This window comes from Hoyosella subflava DQS3-9A1 (assembly GCF_000214175.1).
GTDB classification, from domain to species: domain Bacteria; phylum Actinomycetota; class Actinomycetes; order Mycobacteriales; family Mycobacteriaceae; genus Hoyosella; species Hoyosella subflava.
In genome coordinates this window covers 4,316,285-4,335,329 of record NC_015564.1, presented here as the reverse complement: position 1 = coordinate 4,335,329, position 19,045 = coordinate 4,316,285, and the positions used below count along the sequence as shown (strand labels likewise).

Here is a 19,045-nt window from a genome sequence, read left to right as displayed (position 1 = left end):
GTCACCAGCTGAGAAGGCCCCGCTTCCACTGGATGATGTCGTCGAGGCTTCCTGGATCGCCTGGCGTGAGGTCTGGCGGTGTCAGGAGTGTGCCGAGATCAATCGGCAGATCTAGGGACTCGGCTAGTTCATCGACCTCGTCAGTGAATTCATCGATCGCATCGTCTTCAGCAGTTCGCTCGCGGAGGACGAAATCGACACCTGTCGCATCTGTCGAAGCGGTGCTTACCGGCACAAATGACCGATCCGTCACGCAACCTTCGGGTTCATCGATCTCGACTGTGTATCCGGACTGGGCGTGGTAATTGATGAACGCATAGGTGCCGTCCGCGCTCGTGGTTGTTTCCGCGATCACGTCGCCGTCGCGAAGCAGTGCTACGGGGATGTCACTGGGGCTTCCAGACGCCTCTTCGCAACCGGAGACGCGGCCGTTGATATCTCGGGCAATTGTCGCGAACCATGTCTGAAATATGGGGGTGCCTGACAGCCTATGGAATTCAAAGCGCAGGGAGGTCAGTTGCACGGTGGGCTCGAACCAGGCTGACGCCCCGTCGGTGTCACTGCCGCGGCCACGCAACTCACCCGTCACCGGATTCCACACCGGTTCATCGGTTGGCCGCGAACACGAGGGGGAACCAGGGCCGAGGCAGTAGTTGAACGTGCCCCGAAATCCCAGCGCGGCGGCAGGAACCGCATCGCCGTCACGACCGCGAGCGGACACAACCACATAGTCGGCGTCGACGTCACCGAGTGTGAACATCCAATTCTCGGCAGGTGTGGGATTGGAGAATGTATATGTGGTGACTGAGGGTTGCGGATCCGCTGCTGTGCTGCTGAGCGGGTTTACGTTCAGGTAAGGGAGGTTTCGGCTCGAACCGTATTTCGCGCCTGGTGGAGAACTGGCGGCGAGCCAGTTGGTGGTCCCCCCTATTCGTTGCGCTGTGCGCGCACTCGAGGTGAATGATGTTTGGGGGAACCCACCGCCAAGCGACATCGTTCCGGTCCAGTTTGTCGCGGCTCCTGATACGGCAAACTCGGCGTAGCCGCCTCCCTGCCCATCGACCGTATTCGCACCTGCTACTGGCGAGATGAGAAGGATTGCGGCGGCACTGATAGCGCCTGCCGCCATTGTCTGCCGCTTCATTGGTCTCCGCTCAAGCGATCTTGTTTTGTAGCCTGACGTTAGCAAGGACAATTTGGGCGGACGGGTGAATCCTCACATGCATTGCCCGGCGTGCTATTTCGGCATACCAGACGAAATGTGACACGGTATCGGAGTGGGCAGCCTTTCTGAGCAGTACATCGCGGCGGTTCTCCGGCGCCTGCCGCGGACACTTCGCCCCGAGGTGGAGGCGGAACTGCATGCGACTATCGCCGATATGATCGCGGACCGCGGTGCTGGTGACCCGGGTGAGGCTGAACGAAATGCCCTGATTCAACTAGGCGACCCGGCGGGCGTTGCCGCTGAATACACGGGGGCTGCACAGCATCTCATCGGTCCTGCGATGTATCCCGACTATGTGCGACTCCTGAAGGTGCTGGTCCCGGTGGTGCTTCCGGTTGTGGCTCTCATCATCGCCTTGCCTAGGGTGGTGATCGACGACGGCGAACCGCTGCAGGTTATCGGGGCGACACTGCTGGGGACGTTTTTTATCGGTGTCCAGCTCGTCTTCTGGACGACGGTGGTTTTCGCGATCGCCGAGCGAACGGGCGGTCGGCACCGGCATTTCCGGACATCATGGAGTCCCGACGATCTGAGCCGCGAGAATCTGACATCGTCTCGTCCCGATGCGGTGATATCTCTGATAGCTGTTGTTTTGCTGCTCGGGTTTCTGCCATGGCAGCACTTTTTCTCAGTGGTTCCGATACTGGACCCCTATCTGTGGCGAGGCTGGCTACCCGCGATCGGTGTGTTGTTCGCCGGCGTGCTGATAATCGACGTGTACCGCATTAAACACGGGCAGTGGACGCTGCGCATGGCGGCCCTCGCAATCATGCTCGACCTCGCTATTTTTAGTGTGCTGGTGTGGGCGGCGATGGCGAGTCCCATCGTCAGCCCAGCGTTTCTTGCTGCGCTTGGCGGTAGCCCCGCCGAGTTCAATCAGTGGATCGTGGTCGGCATTTTCGCCGTGTACCTCATAGGCGACATCGTCGCTTGTGCCGCTGCGGTGAACTCACGGGCGACTACCGTAGCGAGTGGTGCGTTGAGTACCCAGGAATGAGGAGGGCGCAATGGAGAAGAGTGCAGTGGGGAAGAGTGTCGTCATCACCGGAGCGAACGGCGGTATCGGTCTCGCGACAGCAGTCGAACTCGCAGGACGCGGGTTTGATGTCATCGGGACGGTCCGGTCTGAGCGCGGCGCCGAGACTGTCGCGGATGCTGCCGAAAACGCGGGTGTAAGCGTTCGGACCGTTCTCTGCGACGTCACAGATGAGGAGCAGACGCAGGCAGCGTTCGAGGAAATCGCGGCGACTACCGATGGTGGACCGTGGGCACTTGTCAACAACGCGGGCATCGCCCAGGCGGGGGCCATTGAGGATGTGAGCGAGGAACTCGCGCGGCGGCAGGTGGACGTTAACCTCCTGGCCCCCGCGCGGCTTATGCGGCTTGCGCTTCCCGCTATGCGTGCGCGCGGCGAGGGGCGAATTGTCAACGTTTCGTCTATGTCTGGCCGGGTCGCGTTGCCGTTTCTCGGATGGTACGCAGCGTCTAAATATGGGCTCGAAGCAATATCTGACGCTGCGCGGCGCGAGGTAGCAGGCTTTGGTGTCAAGGTGATCCTTATCGAGCCAGGCAGCTACGGGACCGGCGTCTGGAATACGGCTTTCTCGGCGTTGCCTGAGCGCGAGAAGTCGGCATACCAGGAGGCGTACGCCATGGTCGATCAGATCGAAGCTGGCGTGGCGGACATGCCCCCGCCGACGCCTGTCGCGCAGACCATTCGCCGTGCCCTTAGCAGCGCCCGTCCGCGTAGTCGCTACCTTGTTGGCACGGATGCGATCGGGGCGGTGCTGCTGAACTCTCTGGCGCCGACGGCGGTGTCGGATTATGCGATGCGGCTGGGGACTGGGCTGACGAAAGCACCGAAACCATTCGACAAGATTGTTGATCGTGTGGTTCAGCAGTTCGTTTAGCTTCAGCATCGACGCGTGACCGGTTAATTGGTACATTCTGTCTCAGCATTTACGGACAACGAAGTTCGTAAACAAGGCAGGGAGAACCTATGTCACCGCAGTACGACGCCGTTATCGTTGGTGCAGGCTTCGGCGGAATGGGCGCGGCAATCGCGCTCAAGCAACTTGGGCTCGGCAACATCCTGATTCTCGAACGCGAAGACGATTTGGGTGGGACGTGGCACGTCAACCGGTATCCGGGCCTCGCCGTGGACATCGCATCAGTGACCTATTCGTACTCGTTCGAACCGAACCCGCACTGGTCGCGGCTCTTCGCCTCGGGGCCCGAACTGAAGCAGTACGCGGACCATGTGGCGGATAAATACGAGCTGCGTCAGTACATGCGGTTCGGCGCCGTGGTCGGCGGTGGTGTGTGGGACAGCGAAGCGCGCCAGTGGACAGTGTCAATCGCGGGCCAAGAATCTGTGACTGCTCGGTACCTCCTTACAGCCACGGGCTTCCTGTCGCAGCCACACACACCAGATATTCCTGGCATCGACACCTTCAAAGGCAAGATCATCCATACAACGGCTTGGGATGATTCCTATGATCTGAGTGGACGCAAAGCCGCGATCATCGGTACCGGCGCTACCGCTGTCCAGTTGATCCCGAAGCTTGCCCAGCAGGTCGACGAACTGACTGTGTACCAGCGGACCCCTATCTGGGTGACTCCGAAGGTCGACGCTCCGATCCCACGGCCTGTGCAGGGACTGTTTGCGCGGCTGCCGTTCACACAGCGCGCTGCCCGCGCCGTGAACACCGCAATTCTGGAAGCAATGATGGTCAGCGCAGTGCTGCATTTCCGGCAGGCACGGCTGCTCAACACCGCCGCCGCAGCTGTCGCGAAGCTTCACCTGCGTGCACAGGTGAGGGACCCAGAGTTGCGCCGCAAACTCACGCCCGACTACGACTTCGGCTGCAAGCGCCCCACCTTCTCAAACGATTACTTCCCGACTTTCAACAAGCCGAATGTTCACTTGCAGACCTCGACTATCGAGCGCATCGAGTCGGACGGGATAGTCACCGCGGATGGCCGCAAGGCCAACGTGGACACGCTTGTCCTGGCGACGGGCTTCAACCTTTGGGATTTCAACTTCCCTGCGATCGAGATCATCGGTAGGGAGGGGCGAAACCTCGGTAAGTGGTGGCGTGAGAACCGTTTTCAGGCATTCGAAGGCATCAGCGTGCCGCAGTTCCCGAACTACCTCACGTTGGCGAGCCCCTACTCGTACAGCGGCCTCTCGTACTTCACGACTATTGAGGTCCAGATGAAGCACCTGAAACGGCTCCTCAACGAAGTGAAGCGCCGCGGCGCGACGACCTTCGAGGTCACAGAAGAAGCCAACGCGGAGTACCTCGACCGGATGACTGAAAAACTCGGCGATTCTGTGTTTTATCAGGGCAATTGCCAAACGTCGCGCAGCTACTACTTCAACCAGCACGGCGAGGCGGCGATATTGCGGGCCACGTCGACGATCACCGCGCACCGTGAAGCTGAGCGGTTCCCGCTGGAAAGCTACAACTACGCATAAACCAGCGCACGGTGATGGAGCACGTGACCGGCAACAGGTGATGCCAGAAACGCGCGCCATAGTGAACCCTCGCGCGTTAGAACGGTTCTTCACTGCCAGCGGCTTGTTCACTGCGTTGCCGGTTCCGTCGGCGTTCGGCACGGATGCGGGCGGCTCTGCGAGTGTCAGGCGTAGTGGAGCGGCCCGCGGTCTGACGGTCTCTGCTGGGTGGCCGCGTGTTCGCGCCGGTGATGTGCTGGATCGGACCGGTTCGGTCGGTGTAGTACGTGTGTCCAGTGGGCGCGGTGAAGTCTAGAGCGCCGGACGCATCGCGTTTGATGGTCCATTCGCCGTATGTCTTCAGGCGGTGGTGTCCACGGCAGAACGGCCCGAGGTTTTCCAGAGTGGTGTGCCCGCCGGATTCGGGATCGCCCCATTTGAATGCTTTCAAGTGGTCGATATCGCAGTTCCAGGCGGGAACGTCGCAGTTCAGCCACTGGCAATGCCCGTAGATCGCACGGACCAAGTCGGCAAGGTCGCGGCCGGGGCGGTACTCTAACGCACGCTTACTGGGCCCACTGCTTGGCGTTCGCAGGGGCCGGAGCGTCGCGTCTCCAGCGAGACTGCGCGCGTACTCCGCGTCGATCAGCCCATGTCCCTCCAGAAATGCTGGGCTCTGCTCGGACGGGTCAGTAAGGGTCTGCTCGGTCATGACTACGTGTACAAGAGTTTTGCGCGCGACCAGGCGGTGGTCGTCAGTGCTGTTCGGGCAACCAGCCGCCCCGCAATGGCAGATGAGGTGGTGTTTCCCTCGGCACAGCGCCAGCAGCGCGTCCGCACGGCGGGCCTGGAACGTGCGCGGATCGTTCGCGCAAACGCCTTGAGCCATCTCGGTGAGGCGCCCGTCGACGAAACGGCCCCCATCGGCGGGTAGCGCAGCGAACAGATGCGCCATTCCGTCTTCGACCGGCGAGACCTCGACGCATCTATCGGCGTGTGCCCGTTCCCGCCTCCGCCGAATTCCGTCCGGGTCATGCCGCAGGATGGCGCGGTCAACAAGATCATGCAGCCGACGGCCGATCACTGGGTGCCGACCTGGCTGCAGGACGTGGGAAAGAACCTCAGTTTCGACAGCCGCGATCGTCTCATCGGTGACATTTGTCGTGCGTGAATCGAGCTGGGTGACCTGCTGCACCGACAATTCTCCACGAGCCATGGCTTCGCGAGTCCGCCGCAGACGGGTGCGCAGGGAGTGTCCAAGCCCGATGAGGCGTCCGGCCGCGCGCCGTCCGATTGACAGTGCCGCCGCGACCTCAGCTTCGGCGCGTTCATGCGCGGTCGAATGCCACGTGTGCGGCGGATCGACATGCTCGGCGGCGCGCCGATCAAACAACTCTGCCGCAGCGGCCAGTTTGCGCTCACACGCGATCGTCTCCAGCCGCTGCCAAGCTACGGCTAGGTCAACGAGGTCAGCGTCAGGAACTGCGGCGGCGTCAGGCAGCCCCACCTCCGCCACGGCCCTCAGTAAGCGATCGAACACACGAACGATAGTAGCGGCCACCACTGACAGCTTTTGTAGCTGTCGCCGACGGTGGTCAAGGGTGCATTCTGCGCATCATGAAGAAGTACCGGGTGCGGATGCACGTGGTGCGGTGCTCCGCTGACTTATGGCGTCGGCGACCTCATCGATAGCAGTACGAATCGAGTCACCGTAATCACCGTCGGGCAGACTCGAGAGGCGTTGTCTGGCGGCGGCGGCGTGGGCGTCGGCTGCATCGAAGGAACTGAGTCGTCGGTAGTTGTCCGCCAGATTCAGGTGCAGAGATGGGTAGAAGCCCGCGATGTGCAGGCTCGCATGGTGCTCCTGAACCCGTTGGTCGGTCAGAGCGTCGGCCGCGTCGAGTGCACGTACGTCCCATACGAGGGCTTCCGCGGGATCAATATAGAGGTCAGCCAAGTAGTGCGCCAGAGTGCAGCGGTGCATGGGGTCGCCGAGGACGCCGATTTCAGACCATAGGGCGAGCAGTTTTTCCCGTGCGGACGCAAGTCTGCCGGCTCTGCCTTCGATGACGGCCTGGGTGATCGCATGCATGGTCGCGTCGGGGCTTGGGTGGGTTGTCATCGGAGTGCTCCTTATATCGCGTCAGGGTCGTGATCGGGTTTGACGGGCATAGCCACGGTGGTGAGATCGCCGCGGTCGGCGGACCGGATCGTGATGGGCTGGTTTGGCCCGCGCAGGTCGAGCATCACCTCGGGTCCGATCGCGGTGCTGACAGCCGGGTAGACCGTGGTCAGATGGAAAGAGATACGCAGAGCGGCTCCCGTTACCGCGGCTGGGAGAGATTGGCTTGGCTGTTTGTCGTCCGTGAGGAAATTCAGGCCAGAGCCGGTCACGTCCAGCGTGATCAGTTCGTGGACGCTTTCTTCCATGGCCCGCAGGAGTAGGTCCTTGGAGACGGTGGCGCGAGTCGTGGCCTCGGGCAGGGTTGCAAGCATCGCCCGATAGTCGGGGAACTGCCCCGAAAGGAGCCTGCAGTGCTGATCTTCTCGCTCACTCGACCGCAGCCAGATTCCGTGCGTCGATGCTTCAACGCGCACCATTGCACAGCGGCGTACCTCGGCGGCCGCGACCCGCAGGCTGTCGCCGTCAACGGTCGCGGCCCATATGTTCGATGCCGATTCATCGGGGACTAGGGTTCGCGTCGAGAGCCGGTACCGGTCCGTTGCGGTGAGGGTGACCGCTTCTGGGCTGGCCTCCAGATGGAGGCCACCGAGTACCGGCATCGTCGTGTCACTGGCCGTCGCGGTCAAGACTTGCTCGACCGCGTCGGCTAACACCGGCCCCTTCAGCACGGCTATCAGCAAACTGGGCAAGTCTGTCAGCTTTGCGGTGAGCCGGGCCGCTTTTCTCCGCGCCGCGGCGGCATCCCCGAGGACCTTCGCGACGTGCTCGTCAATCATCCGGGCGACCTCGTCGGGGCCCGCTTCGAGAGCTGCCTTGACTGCAGGTAGTGGCATGGCGATCTCACGGAGCTGCCGAAGCATATCCGCCCGCGCCAGCTGGTCAGGATGGTAATAACGGTAGCCCGAAACTGGGTCGATCTCGGCAGGCAGAAGCACTGCAGAGTCGGCGTAGAACCGCAGCGCACTCGGGGTCAGGCCAGTGCGCCTGGCGAAGTCCCCGATGGGCATCAGGTCAGGTAGTTGCACCCTGCCATCATCGTGCTTCAACCAACTCGAAGCTCAAATGACGACTACGTCTGTTGAGCGTTCCAATCGATATCAGCACCCGTCGCGAGGTCGCCGCACTCGACCAGGCGGACGTTGTGAGTCCGAAGGTAGTTTCCTGCGCCGGTGTCGCCCGTGAGGGATCTGGTAAGTGCCGGCCAATGCGATCGGCCTATCGCGACGGGGTGGCCTGGGACGCCCGCGAAGCTCACCCTCGTGAGGGTGTGATCTCCACTGTGCCCTGCCAGCAGTCGGGTAACAACGTCAGCGCCGACATCGGGTGTGTCGACGATGTGCAAAACAAGCGTGTGGCAGGTACCGGCGGTGCTCGCAGCATCGACCGCTGCCCGCACTGATTCACTCAGACCGTGGAACCACTTAGGGACGTAGAGTTCCAGCGCCGGTGCCGGAATGGGCGGTCTAGCGGCGCCCGTCGTCACCCACACGGCGGCGCATCCCCCATCCGCTAGCGCATTGACGGCAGATTTCAGCCATCTTCCGCCCGCAGCGAGTATCTTCGGTCGGCCGTAGCGACGGCCTGACCCCGCCGCGAGAACGATACCGACGACCTCTAACTTCTCGCGCCTGATCGGGCTGTCCATGCGTGCCGCAGCGCTCCCGTCGTTGACTGAAATCGATGCGTCCATTCTTGCCCGGGGAGCGACGTCGCGCTGATTGAGGTAGCGAAAATCGCCAACTACCGATTTGATGATCTAGTGGTACATGCGATTCAGTTCGGAGGTGACCGTGACGCGAGCCAGGCTGGATGCGTTCAATGCTCTGCCATACGACGACGCTGTCGCTGAATTGCACCGCTGTTGCTCGTCGAGGCGGTGGGCAACATCTGTCGCGGCGGCGCGGCCCTATTCCAGTGTGAACGAGCTGCTGAACGGCGCGCAGGAAGCGTTCACCGGATTGAGTGATGCTGACTACCGCGAGGGTGTCGCTGGGCACCCGCGCATCGGAGATCGAACCGCAACCGGCCACTCGAGCTCTGAGCAGGCTCACGTAGCCACTGCGGGGCGAGAACTCATCGGAGAGCTCACAAGGAAGAACGAACAGTACGAGGCGCGCTTCGGTTTCGTCTACCTGGTCTTTGCTCACGGACGTCGGGCAGATGAGCTCCTTGCGATACTCAACGAGCGCCTCGAAAACGAGCAACCGGCAGAGTGGCACAACGCATGCGAGGAACTGGTCAAGATCACTTTGCACCGGATACGGCAACTGGTGTCCGACTAACGGAATGAGGGTGAACGGTGAATATCTCTCTCGGTGAGAACCAGTACGGCAAAGCTGAAAATCGCGTGGTGCGTATCTACCGCGATACTCCCCGGCATGAGATTCGGGATCTCACCGTCTCAACGGCACTGCGCGGGGATTTCACCGTCGCACATACCGAGGGGGACCAGTCGCCCGTTCTTCCGACCGATACGCAGAAGCAGACCGTGTATGCCTTCGCGAAGACTCACGGTGGCGGCACGATCGAGGAGTACGGCATTGCGCTCGCGCGGCACTTCGTGGACGACGTTGCGCCCGTCAACGAGGCGCGCATCGAGATCGACGAGCACGCGTGGGACCGTGCGATCGTCGATGGCGCAGAGCACGAACACGCCTGGACACGGCGTGGGCCAGACGTACGGACAGCTGCGGTGACCGTGTCAGGGTCAGGTGCAGCACAACGAATCTGGGTTGTTGGTGGTATCCGGGATCTCGTACTTCTCAAGTCGACGGGCTCCGAGTTTCGTGACTTTCTCCGCGACGAGTTCACTGTGCTGGAACCCACGACGGACCGGGTCATGGCGACGTCGCTCGTCGCGCAATGGCGCTTCGCGGACATCAACTGCGATTGGGACGAGATTTTTGCGTCCGTGCGCAGGACGATCGTGGAGACGTTCGCCACGCATCATTCCCTCGCCCTCCAGCAAACGCTCTACACGATCGGCAAAAACGTGCTCGAGGCTCATCGCGAACTCGTCGAAATGCGGCTCTCAGCGCCGAACAAGCATCACTTTCTTTACGATTTGGAGCGCTTCGGGATCGAGAACCGTAACGAAGTATTCCACGCGGATGACCGGCCGTATGGGCTGATTCAGGCGACGGTACTCCGGGATGACGCGGCAGATGCGGGCCCTGCATGGATGCAGCAACTGGGCTGGCTCACCTGACGAGGTGAACACTGCATGACGTGCGAATGAAGCGCCGTTGTTGTACGGCGTGGCTTCGCACGCTCGGCCGTTATTTGCGCGTACAAAGGAATGCGCTCGGGTAATCGCTGTGGGGGGTGGGGGGAACGTTGACGTCTTCCGATTCGCTGGCGTTCGCCGTGGGCGCGGTTGCGTCAACCATCGTGCTGATCTGTGCCGGCGCATGCCTGACCGTCTACATTGTGGCGGTGGCGCGAGGCCGGATCCGGAGCTGGGATCAACTGCAAGTGGAAATGCCGGAGCCAGGTTCTCCTGCCGAAATTTCGCGACCTGCGACGTACACGCCGGTGATCGCCGATTCCCGCATCGTCATCAGCAGGGCGAAAGCAAGCGACTCCGCGGAACCGTCGGCGGAGTCGAGCGATGTCGACAGCGGCGCCCACCTGCGCGGATCGACAACGAGGAAGTCAGCATCTTTCCCCGCATCGAGGTTGCCGAATCGGGCTTCCATATCGAGCGCTCTTGCGCCCGCCATCGTTGCCGTGAACAGGAGCGCGGCCGGGTCGATTGCTGTTGCGGCAGGTGCCTTCTCGCTGATGTGTACTTTGAAGCAATCATTGGCGACGCGGCTGATCAGCCATTCGTCACCGGCACCGACATCAGAGCCAAGCGCCACTGTCACCCCGCTACGGACCGTTCTGAGCCATGGCATCGTGCCGGAGCCGAGGAACAGTTGGGACGTGGGACAGTGGGCAATAGACGTTCCAGTGTCTGCGAGGCGCGCAAGTTCGCTGTCGGTGCAATGCACGGCATGCGCGAGGATGCTCCGCCTCCCCAGCAACGATCGTCCACTCGGAATCGAGCCCGGGAGAAAGGCACCGTCGTACGTGTCGAGGTAGCGCGTTGTGCCGAAATCGCGGCAGACAGCATCAACCTCCCCGGTGCCGGGCGCGTCATTCTCACTGAGGTGCGAGTGGAAATACACCCCCTTGTTGCGTAGTTCGTCGTAGAGGTCCCCCAGCCACCGCAAGGTCTGGGTGGTGACGGACAGCGAAAACCGTGGCACCAGAGCCACCTGCAGGCGCGCATGGTCAGGACGATCCGGCTGATCGGCGCAATGCCAACGTTCGAACTCGGCGCGGCACATGTCCTCAGCTTCGCGCTCGCCGGTCATCAGCGGTGCAGCCGTCACCGGCCCGCGCGTCTGAATGCCGCGGCCACTGACCATCCGCAACCCGGATAGCGCCGTTTCTTCGAAAAGTGCATCCTGTGCTTCGGGGAAAGCGGAACCGAACACCATTGCAGCCGTTGTCCCGGCGCGGATGCGCGCCGAACAAAACGCCTGCGCCGCCCGGCGCGCAAACACGGGATCACTGAGACGAGACTCAGCCGGGAAGATGCAGCGACCTAACCAGTGCAGCAGCGTTCCCCCGCCATACGCTGCGACAGAGAAGACCTGTGGAAAATGAACGTGCGCGTCGACGAAGCCGGGAATGAGAAACGCTGGCCGATGGTCGCGCACCACGGCGATACGGAATCGGTCTGGCAGCCTGCGGTAAGGGCCGGAGTAGAGAATGCGACCGAGCGCGTCGACCACGAGGGCGCCATCGGATTCGCAGACGAGAGCGTCTCGGGCTTTCCCGATCGCTGGGCTGCCTGTGATGTGTAGTAGATGCCCACGGTGGACGTGCACTCACAAACAGTCGCACATTGCGGAGCGTTCGGCAGCGTGACTACAACAGCCGTTCCACTCGCTCGCTCACTGACCGTCCTAGCTGGTGCACTTCCTCTTCGATCAGGGAGATCATCGGACGCGCGAATTTGCTGGCGAGGGCCAGTCCAGGGCCTGACTGCAGTAGTGCACGCATCCAGTACACGACGCGGACGGAGCCGGGCACATAGATTCGTCTGCGCCGGTTCTCGATGCCATCTGCAATCATTTTCGCGCAGGCCTCCAGCGTGGTAGTGGAGTGCAGGGGCCACGGCAAGACCTGTCGCATCTGCTGGAAGCTGCTGAGATCAGACTCCGCGTCGCGGACCATGTCAGTGTCAATCCATGACGGATGCGCGCAGCCGACGCGGACGCCCAAGCCGTCAACCTCGGTGGCCAGCGCGGACGAGAACGCCTCCGCGCCTGCCTTGCTCGCGGCGTACGCAGCCAGGCCAGCAATCGGTGCGAAGCTGGCCACGGACGCGATCACCAGAACGTATCCGCGCCGTTCAATGATCGCTGGCAACGCTGCACGCACAGTGCGAAAGGCGCCGGTGAGATTGATATCAATAGTCCGGGCGAAGGCTTCCGGATCAGTGACGCGCACCGTCCCGAACGACGCGATACCGGCGTTCGCTATGACCGCATCGATCCCACCGAAACGCTCAACCGCATCGGCGACAGCAGCCTCCAGCTGTTCCTGGCTGGTGACATCAGCAACGAACGACGCAGCATTCGGCCCGATTTCACGCGCTATCCAGGCCAGTTCTTCGGGTTCGATCCCTGTCAGCGCGACATTCCAGCCTCGGGCGGCGAGTTCCTGAGCAACCGCCGCCCCGATTCCGCGGGACGCACCAGTAAGCAGCGCGGTCTTTCCAGTTGACATTCCTGAACTCTACGCGACCTGGACCTCAGCTAATGAGAGAAATCCGGCACGCGCCGATAAGCTCAGTTCATGACAGCGAGCCCGCTTCAGGGACACGGACGTCGCAACGACGAACTCGTCGGGACAGCCAACAAGCCACGGCAGGTCATCTCGTGGGGCCTATGGGATGCAGGAAACTCGTCGTTCCACGCCCTGATCGTCACCTTCGTGTTCGCCGTGTACCTGGTGAACACGGTTGGTGAGAACATCACGGGCCCATTCGCAGCATCAACGTGGCTGGCGTGGTCGATGGCGGTCGGCGGAATAATCATCGCCGTGCTCGCGCCCGTGACAGGGCAGCGATCAGATGCGACTGGGCGGCGCAAGCGCACTCTCGCGTTCCTCACCATCGGGACCGTCGTGTGCATGTTCGGCATGTTCTTTGTCCGTAATAGCGACGCGCCGTTCACCGTCAATCTGGGGTTCACCGAGTTCCAAGTTGAGTTCTATTACTTCTGGCTCGGACTGATTCTGCTGGCTCTCGCCGCCGCGTTTTCGGAACTCGCCAACGTCCCGTACTACGCGATGCTGCGTCAGGTATCGCGTCCCGAGTCAATCGGCCGCATCTCCGGTTTTGCTTGGTCACTTGGCTATTTCGGTGGGATCTTCCTGCTGCTCTTCTCATTCTTCGGGTTCATTTCCGGGGACGGTGAGACTCGCGGATTCTTCGGACTGAGTACCGATGAAGGCTTTAACGTCCGCATGGTCGTGATCATGGCGGCGGTGTGGTTCGCGGTCCTTGCTGTCCCACTGTTTCTGACTATTCCCGAGTTGCCACCCGATCCGCGAGCTCCCAAGCGGGCGTCCATCAAACAGTCGTATGCGAAGGTTTTCCGCGACGTGAAAACGCTGTACCGGGAGGACCGCCGCACCGTCTTGTTCCTGCTTGCGCAGGGTGTTTTCCGCGACGGGCTGTCCGGGGTTTTCGCCTTCGGTGCGATTCTCGCGGTTACCGTTTACGGCATCACCGAGTCTGACGTGCTGCTGTTCGGTGCGGCGGCGAACATCGTCGCCGGTATCGGCGCGGTGTCGGCCGGCTTCTTCGACGACAAGTTCGGGCCGAAAGCGGTGATCGCGACGGGTCTGACCGCGATGATCGCGGCCGGTGTGGTGCTGCTGTTCGCTGAGGGCCCGATGATGTTCTGGATCTTTGGTCTCGTTCTCACGTTCTGGGTTGGTCCGATCCAGTCCGCTTCCCGAACTTTCCTCGTTCGTCTCACCCCACCTGGCCTTGAAGGGCAGATGTTCGGTTTGTACCTGATGGTGGGACGCGCCGTTTCTTTCCTGACACCTGCGCTGTTCGGCCTGTTCGTGTGGCTATTCGCAGGTGACCGTTACGGCATCCTCGGCATCATTCTCGTCCTTGCCGCCGGCCTTGCGCTCTTGCTGGCAGTGAAGAAGCCCGATCAGCTTGGTGTCGGAGTCGCACGGTAGGCAGCGATCAGACTTTCCTGGGGAAACGTCACCAGCGTGTAATACAGCATCACTAGATTCATGACTATGGCGGTGACGAAGGTAATCCGGGGCGCTCGGATCGTGACAATGGACCCCCAGCGGCGTGAGCTGTCGGGCAGTGTCGTCATCGAGGGCAACCTCATCACCGCGGTAGGTGACGAGCCTGAACTACCCGACCGTGTCACCGTCATCGACGGACGTGGCTGCGTGCTCACACCCGGGCTCGTCAATACGCATCATCATCTATATCAGTGGCTGACGCGTGGGCACGCGGTCGACCAGGACCTGTTCAACTGGCTCGTCGCGTTGTATCCGGTGTGGAAGGGTGTCGACCCGGACATGGTGTACACGGCTGCGGTTGCGTCGCTCGCGCAGCTCGCGCAGACCGGATGTACCTCGACGACGGACCATCATTACGTGTTTCCGAAAGGCCAGTCTGGAGACATTCTTGGCAGTGAAATCACCGCTGCCGCGGCAGTGGGCATGCGATTCCACCCGACGCGCGGCTCCATGGATCTCGGCCGCAGCGACGGCGGTTTGCCCCCAGATGAAATAGTCCAGTCGACGGACGAGATTCTCGAGGCGAGTGACAAGGCCATTGCCGAGTGGCACGATCCGTCACCGGCGTCGATGCTGCGGATCGGTCTCGCGCCGTGTTCGCCATTCTCTGCCAGTGCGGACCTGATGCGGGAATCTGCTGTGCTTGCGCGCGAACGGGGCGTCCGCCTGCACACTCACCTCGCGGAGACGGCGGCGGAGGTCGAGTTCTGCAAGACACACCTCGGCGGCAGTCCACTTGAGTATGTCGCGGACCTGGGCTGGACGGGCCCGGACGTGTGGTTCGCGCATGCCGTCCATCTGGATGACGATGCGATCGACATGATGGCTGAAACGGGCACGTCCATAGCCCACTGTCCGACGTCGAACGCCCGACTCGGCGCGGGCATAGCGCGCGTCCGGGACCTCCTTCACGCCGGTGTGCACGTGGGGCTCGGTGTGGATGGTGCCGCAAGCAACGAAGGCACCTCGATGGTCGAAGAGTTGCGGCACGCGCTGCTCTTCGCGCGCGCACGCGACGGCGCTGATGCGATGACCGCACGGCAGGCTCTCGAGCTGGGAACGATCGGGGGTGCTGCGGTCCTGGGCAGATCGAGCGAACTCGGATCAATCGAGCCGGGCAAGCTGGCGGATTTGGCGTTGTGGCGAATCGACGGCCTCGCCCACTCCGGGATCGACGATCCGGTTGTCGCGCTAGTGATGGGTGCCCCGCCGCTCGTCGAAAGGCTCATCGTCGATGGCCGTGTCATCGTGGAAGAAGGCAACGTGGTCACCGCTGATGCCGAGAAAGCGGCGAAGGTGGTGCTCACCGCGCAACGCGTTCTCGGGCAGCGGACGGGGTGACGTAGTGGATTTGCCGACGATCGAAGCGGTTGTGACCGCGCATTCTCGTGACGACCTGCGCGGAATGACGCAGGGTGACGGCATAGTCGCGGGTGGCACATGGTTATTCTCCGAACAGCAGAACCATCTGACACGGCTGGTCGACCTGACAACAATGGGCTGGACACCGTTGACCGTCACCACCGGGGACGCTGAGGGTCTCGAAATCGCCGCAACCTGCACAATTGACCAGTTGATTTCGTACGAGTACCCGCGGGAGTGGGTCGCGACCACATTGTTCCGCCAGTGCGCAGAGTCGCTTCTGGCCTCGTTCAAGGTGTGGAAAGCAGCGACCGTCGGGGGCAACATCTGTATGGGACTGCCTGCTGGATCGATGATTTCGCTCACCGCCGCTCTCGATGCGACGCTGCTCATCTGGTGTCCTGATGGTTCGGAACGGACATCGTCGGTACTGGACTTCGTCGTGGGTGACAACCGCACCACCCTGCGGTCCGGTGAGGTGCTGCGCAGTATCCATATCCCTGCGGCGGCATTACGAAGTCGCGCAGTTCTGCGTCGTGTTTCGCTCGCGCCCCTTGGACGTTCCGGATCACTGGTGATTGCCCGCGTGACGGCGAGCGGTCCGCAGATCTGCGTATCGGGCGCGACTGACCGGCCGTACATCTTTCCCGCGAGCATGTCCCTTTACGAGGCGATTCCGGAGGCCGCCTGGTACACGGACGCGCACGGCGCGGCGGACTGGCGCCGGAGCGTCACAGCACTGCTCGTGGAAGAGTCGCTGGCTGAGATCGGCAGTCCCACATGATCACCGTCAATGGATCTGTGGTGCCCGGCGAGCCGAAGCCGGGGCAGTGCCTGCGCAGCTTCCTGCGTGAACAGCACTGCTTCGACGTCAAGAAGGGCTGTGACGCGGGCGACTGCGGCGCCTGCACAGTGTTAGTCGACGGTGACCCCGTGCATTCCTGCATCACACCTGCTTATCGCGTAGCGGGCAAGGATGTCGTGACCGCGTCCGGTCTTGATCATCCGATCCAGCAGCAATTCGTCGATGCGATGGCTTTCCAGTGCGGATACTGCACTCCCGGAATGGTGGTGACCGGAAGCGCGCTCACCGATCAGCAGCGCGACGACCTGCCCAGTGCGCTGAAGGGAAACTTGTGCCGCTGTACCGGATATCGGTCCATCGGCGACGCCTTCGCCGGTGAGAAAGCGGAATCGGCGCGCCCGCCCGCAGCGGACCGGGTGGTCCGCGGTACGGAGCCGTACACGCTCGACACCCAGGTCGAGGGGCTCTTGCATGTTGCTGTTCTCGGCAGTCCCCACCCGCATGCGAGAATCACGCGGATCGACACATCGCGTGCCCAGATGATGCCGGGCGTGGTCACGGTTCTGACGCATACCGATAGTCCAGCAACGAAGTACTCGAGCGCGCGCCACCATTTCTATACCGACGACCCGGAGGACACGACAGTGTTCGACCGCGTCGTCCGTCACGTCGGCCAGCGGGTTGCAGCCGTTGTCGCCGAGTCGAGCATTCAGGCTCAGCGCGCGTGCGCGGCAATCGACGTCGAGTATGAGCTTCTCCCGGCAGTTTTTGACGCTGAACGGGCAACAGCAGCGGATGCTCCGGTCCTGCACCCGGATGTGTCACAGCTCAACATCGTCGCGGAACTGCAAGGGGAGACCGGTGATGTTGCCGCCGCTGTCGCTCGGGCCGAGAACGACGGCGCTGTCGTTAGCGGCGTGTGGCGCACGGCGCGCGTGCAGCACGTCCACATGGAGACTCACGCAAGCATCGGCTGGATCGACACCAACGATCGGCTGGTCATCCGGACTAGCAGCCAGGTGCCGTTTCTGACTCGCGATGAGCTAGCCCGGATTTTTGGCCGTCCCAAGGAATCGATCCGTGTCTTCACCGCTCGCGTAGGCGGAGGTTTCGGTGCGAAGCAAGAAATGTTCACGGAGGATGTTGTCGCCCTTGCGGTCTTGAAGACGCGACGACCGGTGCAATATGAATACACCCGCTCTGAGGAGTTTCACCGGGCGGCATGCCGGCATCCGATGCGGATCAAGGTGACAGCCGCAGCGGACGAGATAGGTACGCTCACAGCATTATCGGTGGATGTGCTGTCCGACGCTGGCGCCTATGGGAACCACAGTCCCGGCGTGATGTTCCACGGCTGCAGTGAGTCCGTTGCGCAGTACCGCTGCGAAAACAAACGTGTTGACGCCCGCGCTGTGTATACGAACAACCCGCCATCTGGTGCGTTTCGCGGTTACGGGCTGGGGCAGTTGATGTTCGGGATCGAAAGTGCACTCGACGACCTCGCGCGAAAACTCGGGATCGATCCGTTCGAGTTCCGCCGCCGCAACGTCGTCCGTCCGGGTGATGCTTTTGTGGATGCCGCGCTGCACGAGGATGACCTGACGTTCGGGAGCTACGGATTCGATCAGTGTCTTGACCTCGCAGAGGCGGCGCTGCATCGCGAACCAATGGCCGACGTGCCGCCGCATGTTCGGGTGGGCGAGGGCATGGCTGCGTCAATGATCGCGACTATCCCCCCGCGCGGGCACATCGCTCACGCAACGGTGGCGCTCAGCGAAACAGGTGGTGTCACAGTGCGAGTGGGTACCGCGGAATTCGGAAATGGAACGACGACGGTGCATGCGCAGCTCGCCGCGCACGTACTCGGGGTTGCTATCGACGACGTGCGGATTCTGCAGTCGGATACTGACCTGGTTGAGCATGACACGGGAGCATTCGGATCCGCGGGCATCGTCGTTGCCGGAAAAGCGGTTTACCAGGCGGCGTCCAATCTCGCCGCGCGGATACGCGATGCCGCACGGGAGCTGACGAGCCCGAACACCCCAGAAGACTTCAGGCTCGAAGGTGGCGCCGTCGTGTGTGGCGGGCGGGAGGTCCAGTTCAGCGAGATCGCCGCGCACGCCGGTCCACTGGAGGCATCCGCTCAGCACGACGGGACGCCCAGGTCTGTCGCGTTCAACGTGCACGCATTCCGGGTGGCCGTCGACACCCGAACCGGTGTGGTTGAAATCCTTAAGTCCGTGCACAGCGCGGACGCGGGCACGGTGCTCAATCAGGAACAATGCCGAGCGCAGATCGAAGGAGGTGTGGCGCAGGCGCTGGGCTCAGCCCTGTGGGAAGAAATCCCGGTGCAGGACGGTGAACCCCAGGTCAGCACACTGCGTAACTATCACATTCCGCAGTATGCTGACGTGCCGGAGACCGAGGTGTATTTCGCCGATACCCACGATGATCTGGGCCCACTTGGTGCGAAGTCGATGAGCGAATCACCCTACAATCCCGTCGCGCCAGCGCTTGCCAATGCCATTCGTGACGCTGTGGGAGTCCGGATGCGCGAGCTGCCAATGAACGCCGTACGCGTGTGGCGGGCTGTGCAGAGTTGTGAGTAACACCGGGCAGGATTGTTTGCGCGCCCACGTACAGGCTGTACAGCGGGATCATGGGAATGGG

Annotated in this window: 16 protein-coding genes; 9 read left to right on the top strand and 7 right to left on the bottom strand. The window is 62.1% G+C overall.

From position 1 onward, the window contains the following. Position 1 precedes the first annotated feature (1 nt). A complete protein-coding gene (locus AS9A_RS22920) occupies positions 2-1,144 on the bottom strand; it encodes a hypothetical protein (protein WP_013808990.1) in 1,143 nt (380 codons plus the stop codon). Between the two features lie 133 nt (positions 1,145-1,277). On the opposite strand from AS9A_RS22920, the gene AS9A_RS20115 reads away from it, so the two are divergent. The 3 genes from AS9A_RS20115 to AS9A_RS20105 all read left to right on the top strand — a co-directional run bounded on the left by AS9A_RS20115 (position 1,278) and on the right by AS9A_RS20105 (position 4,706). After that, positions 1,278-2,222, top strand: coding sequence for a hypothetical protein (locus tag AS9A_RS20115; RefSeq protein WP_013808989.1), 945 nt, complete (start codon positions 1,278-1,280; stop codon positions 2,220-2,222). 10 nt (positions 2,223-2,232) lie between these two features. Further along, a complete protein-coding gene (locus tag AS9A_RS20110; protein ID WP_013808988.1) occupies positions 2,233-3,135 on the top strand; it encodes an SDR family oxidoreductase in 903 nt (300 codons plus the stop codon). An 89-nt stretch (positions 3,136-3,224) separates the two neighbouring features. Next, a complete protein-coding gene (locus AS9A_RS20105; protein ID WP_013808987.1) occupies positions 3,225-4,706 on the top strand; it encodes a flavin-containing monooxygenase in 1,482 nt (493 codons plus the stop codon). Positions 4,707-4,782: 76 nt separating this feature from the next. On the opposite strand, the gene AS9A_RS20100 is transcribed toward AS9A_RS20105, so the two are convergent. From AS9A_RS20100 to AS9A_RS20085, 4 genes are all read right to left on the bottom strand, one after another. Beyond that, positions 4,783-6,225: an HNH endonuclease signature motif containing protein gene (locus AS9A_RS20100; RefSeq protein WP_158307389.1), complete on the bottom strand. Its 1,443-nt coding sequence runs from the start codon at positions 6,223-6,225 to the stop codon at positions 4,783-4,785. 75 nt (positions 6,226-6,300) lie between these two features. Beyond that, a complete protein-coding gene (locus AS9A_RS20095; protein WP_013808984.1) occupies positions 6,301-6,807 on the bottom strand; it encodes a hypothetical protein in 507 nt (168 codons plus the stop codon). Positions 6,808-6,818: 11 nt separating this feature from the next. Beyond that, positions 6,819-7,895, bottom strand: coding sequence for a DNA polymerase III subunit beta family protein (locus AS9A_RS20090; protein WP_013808983.1), 1,077 nt, complete (start codon positions 7,893-7,895; stop codon positions 6,819-6,821). A gap of 44 nt (positions 7,896-7,939) precedes the next feature. After that, positions 7,940-8,560 carry a nucleotidyltransferase family protein gene (locus AS9A_RS20085; RefSeq protein ID WP_013808982.1) on the bottom strand — a complete coding sequence of 207 codons (621 nt, stop codon included), beginning with the start codon at positions 8,558-8,560 and terminating at the stop codon, positions 7,940-7,942. Positions 8,561-8,660: 100 nt separating this feature from the next. Here AS9A_RS20085 and uraD point away from each other — a divergent pair, with 100 nt between their 5' ends. Both uraD and pucL read left to right on the top strand, forming a co-directional pair. Further along, positions 8,661-9,152, top strand: coding sequence for a 2-oxo-4-hydroxy-4-carboxy-5-ureidoimidazoline decarboxylase (gene uraD, locus AS9A_RS20080; protein WP_158307388.1), 492 nt, complete (start codon positions 8,661-8,663; stop codon positions 9,150-9,152). Positions 9,153-9,169: 17 nt separating this feature from the next. Beyond that, complete coding sequence (gene pucL, locus AS9A_RS20075; RefSeq protein ID WP_013808980.1) at positions 9,170-10,078, top strand: factor-independent urate hydroxylase; 909 nt, start codon at positions 9,170-9,172, stop codon at positions 10,076-10,078. A 256-nt stretch (positions 10,079-10,334) separates the two neighbouring features. Here the strand turns inward: pucL and AS9A_RS20070 are convergent, their stop codons facing one another. Together AS9A_RS20070 and AS9A_RS20065 are read right to left on the bottom strand one after the other, a co-directional pair. Further along, positions 10,335-11,750 (bottom strand): amidohydrolase family protein, encoded by a 1,416-nt coding sequence (locus AS9A_RS20070; protein ID WP_041451248.1) that lies wholly within the window; start codon positions 11,748-11,750, stop codon positions 10,335-10,337. Positions 11,751-11,790: 40 nt separating this feature from the next. Beyond that, positions 11,791-12,654, bottom strand: a complete 864-nt coding sequence (locus AS9A_RS20065; RefSeq protein WP_013808978.1) for an SDR family oxidoreductase — start codon at positions 12,652-12,654, stop codon at positions 11,791-11,793. A gap of 69 nt (positions 12,655-12,723) precedes the next feature. Between AS9A_RS20065 and AS9A_RS20060 the strand changes: the two genes are divergently transcribed. The 4 genes from AS9A_RS20060 (at position 12,724) to AS9A_RS20045 (ending at position 18,984) form a co-directional block, all read left to right on the top strand. Then, positions 12,724-14,127, top strand: coding sequence for an MFS transporter (locus AS9A_RS20060; RefSeq protein ID WP_013808977.1), 1,404 nt, complete (start codon positions 12,724-12,726; stop codon positions 14,125-14,127). A 66-nt stretch (positions 14,128-14,193) separates the two neighbouring features. Then, positions 14,194-15,549 (top strand): 8-oxoguanine deaminase, encoded by a 1,356-nt coding sequence (locus tag AS9A_RS20055; protein ID WP_407636554.1) that lies wholly within the window; start codon positions 14,194-14,196, stop codon positions 15,547-15,549. Positions 15,550-15,553: 4 nt separating this feature from the next. Further along, entirely contained in the window at positions 15,554-16,354 is an 801-nt protein-coding gene (locus AS9A_RS20050) for an FAD binding domain-containing protein (RefSeq protein ID WP_013808974.1), read from the top strand. Beyond that, entirely contained in the window at positions 16,354-18,984 is a 2,631-nt protein-coding gene (locus AS9A_RS20045; protein WP_148262641.1) for a molybdopterin-dependent oxidoreductase, read from the top strand. The genes AS9A_RS20050 and AS9A_RS20045 overlap by 1 nt, the downstream gene beginning before the upstream one ends. Positions 18,985-19,045: the final 61 nt, after the last annotated feature.

What these genes read in the sequence shown, in the direction of transcription:
- AS9A_RS22920 (WP_013808990.1), bottom strand. Translation starts at nt 1,144, where the DNA reads ATGAAGCGGCAGACAATGGCGGCAGGCGCTATCAGTGCCGCCGCAATC.
- AS9A_RS20110 (WP_013808988.1), top strand. Translation starts at nt 2,233, where the DNA reads ATGGAGAAGAGTGCAGTGGGGAAGAGTGTCGTCATCACCGGAGCGAAC.
- AS9A_RS20105 (WP_013808987.1), top strand. Translation starts at nt 3,225, where the DNA reads ATGTCACCGCAGTACGACGCCGTTATCGTTGGTGCAGGCTTCGGCGGA.
- AS9A_RS20095 (WP_013808984.1), bottom strand. Translation starts at nt 6,807, where the DNA reads ATGACAACCCACCCAAGCCCCGACGCGACCATGCATGCGATCACCCAG.
- AS9A_RS20085 (WP_013808982.1), bottom strand. Translation starts at nt 8,560, where the DNA reads ATGGACGCATCGATTTCAGTCAACGACGGGAGCGCTGCGGCACGCATG.
- AS9A_RS20065 (WP_013808978.1), bottom strand. Translation starts at nt 12,654, where the DNA reads ATGTCAACTGGAAAGACCGCGCTGCTTACTGGTGCGTCCCGCGGAATC.
- AS9A_RS20060 (WP_013808977.1), top strand. Translation starts at nt 12,724, where the DNA reads ATGACAGCGAGCCCGCTTCAGGGACACGGACGTCGCAACGACGAACTC.
- AS9A_RS20055 (WP_407636554.1), top strand. Translation starts at nt 14,194, where the DNA reads ATGGCGGTGACGAAGGTAATCCGGGGCGCTCGGATCGTGACAATGGAC.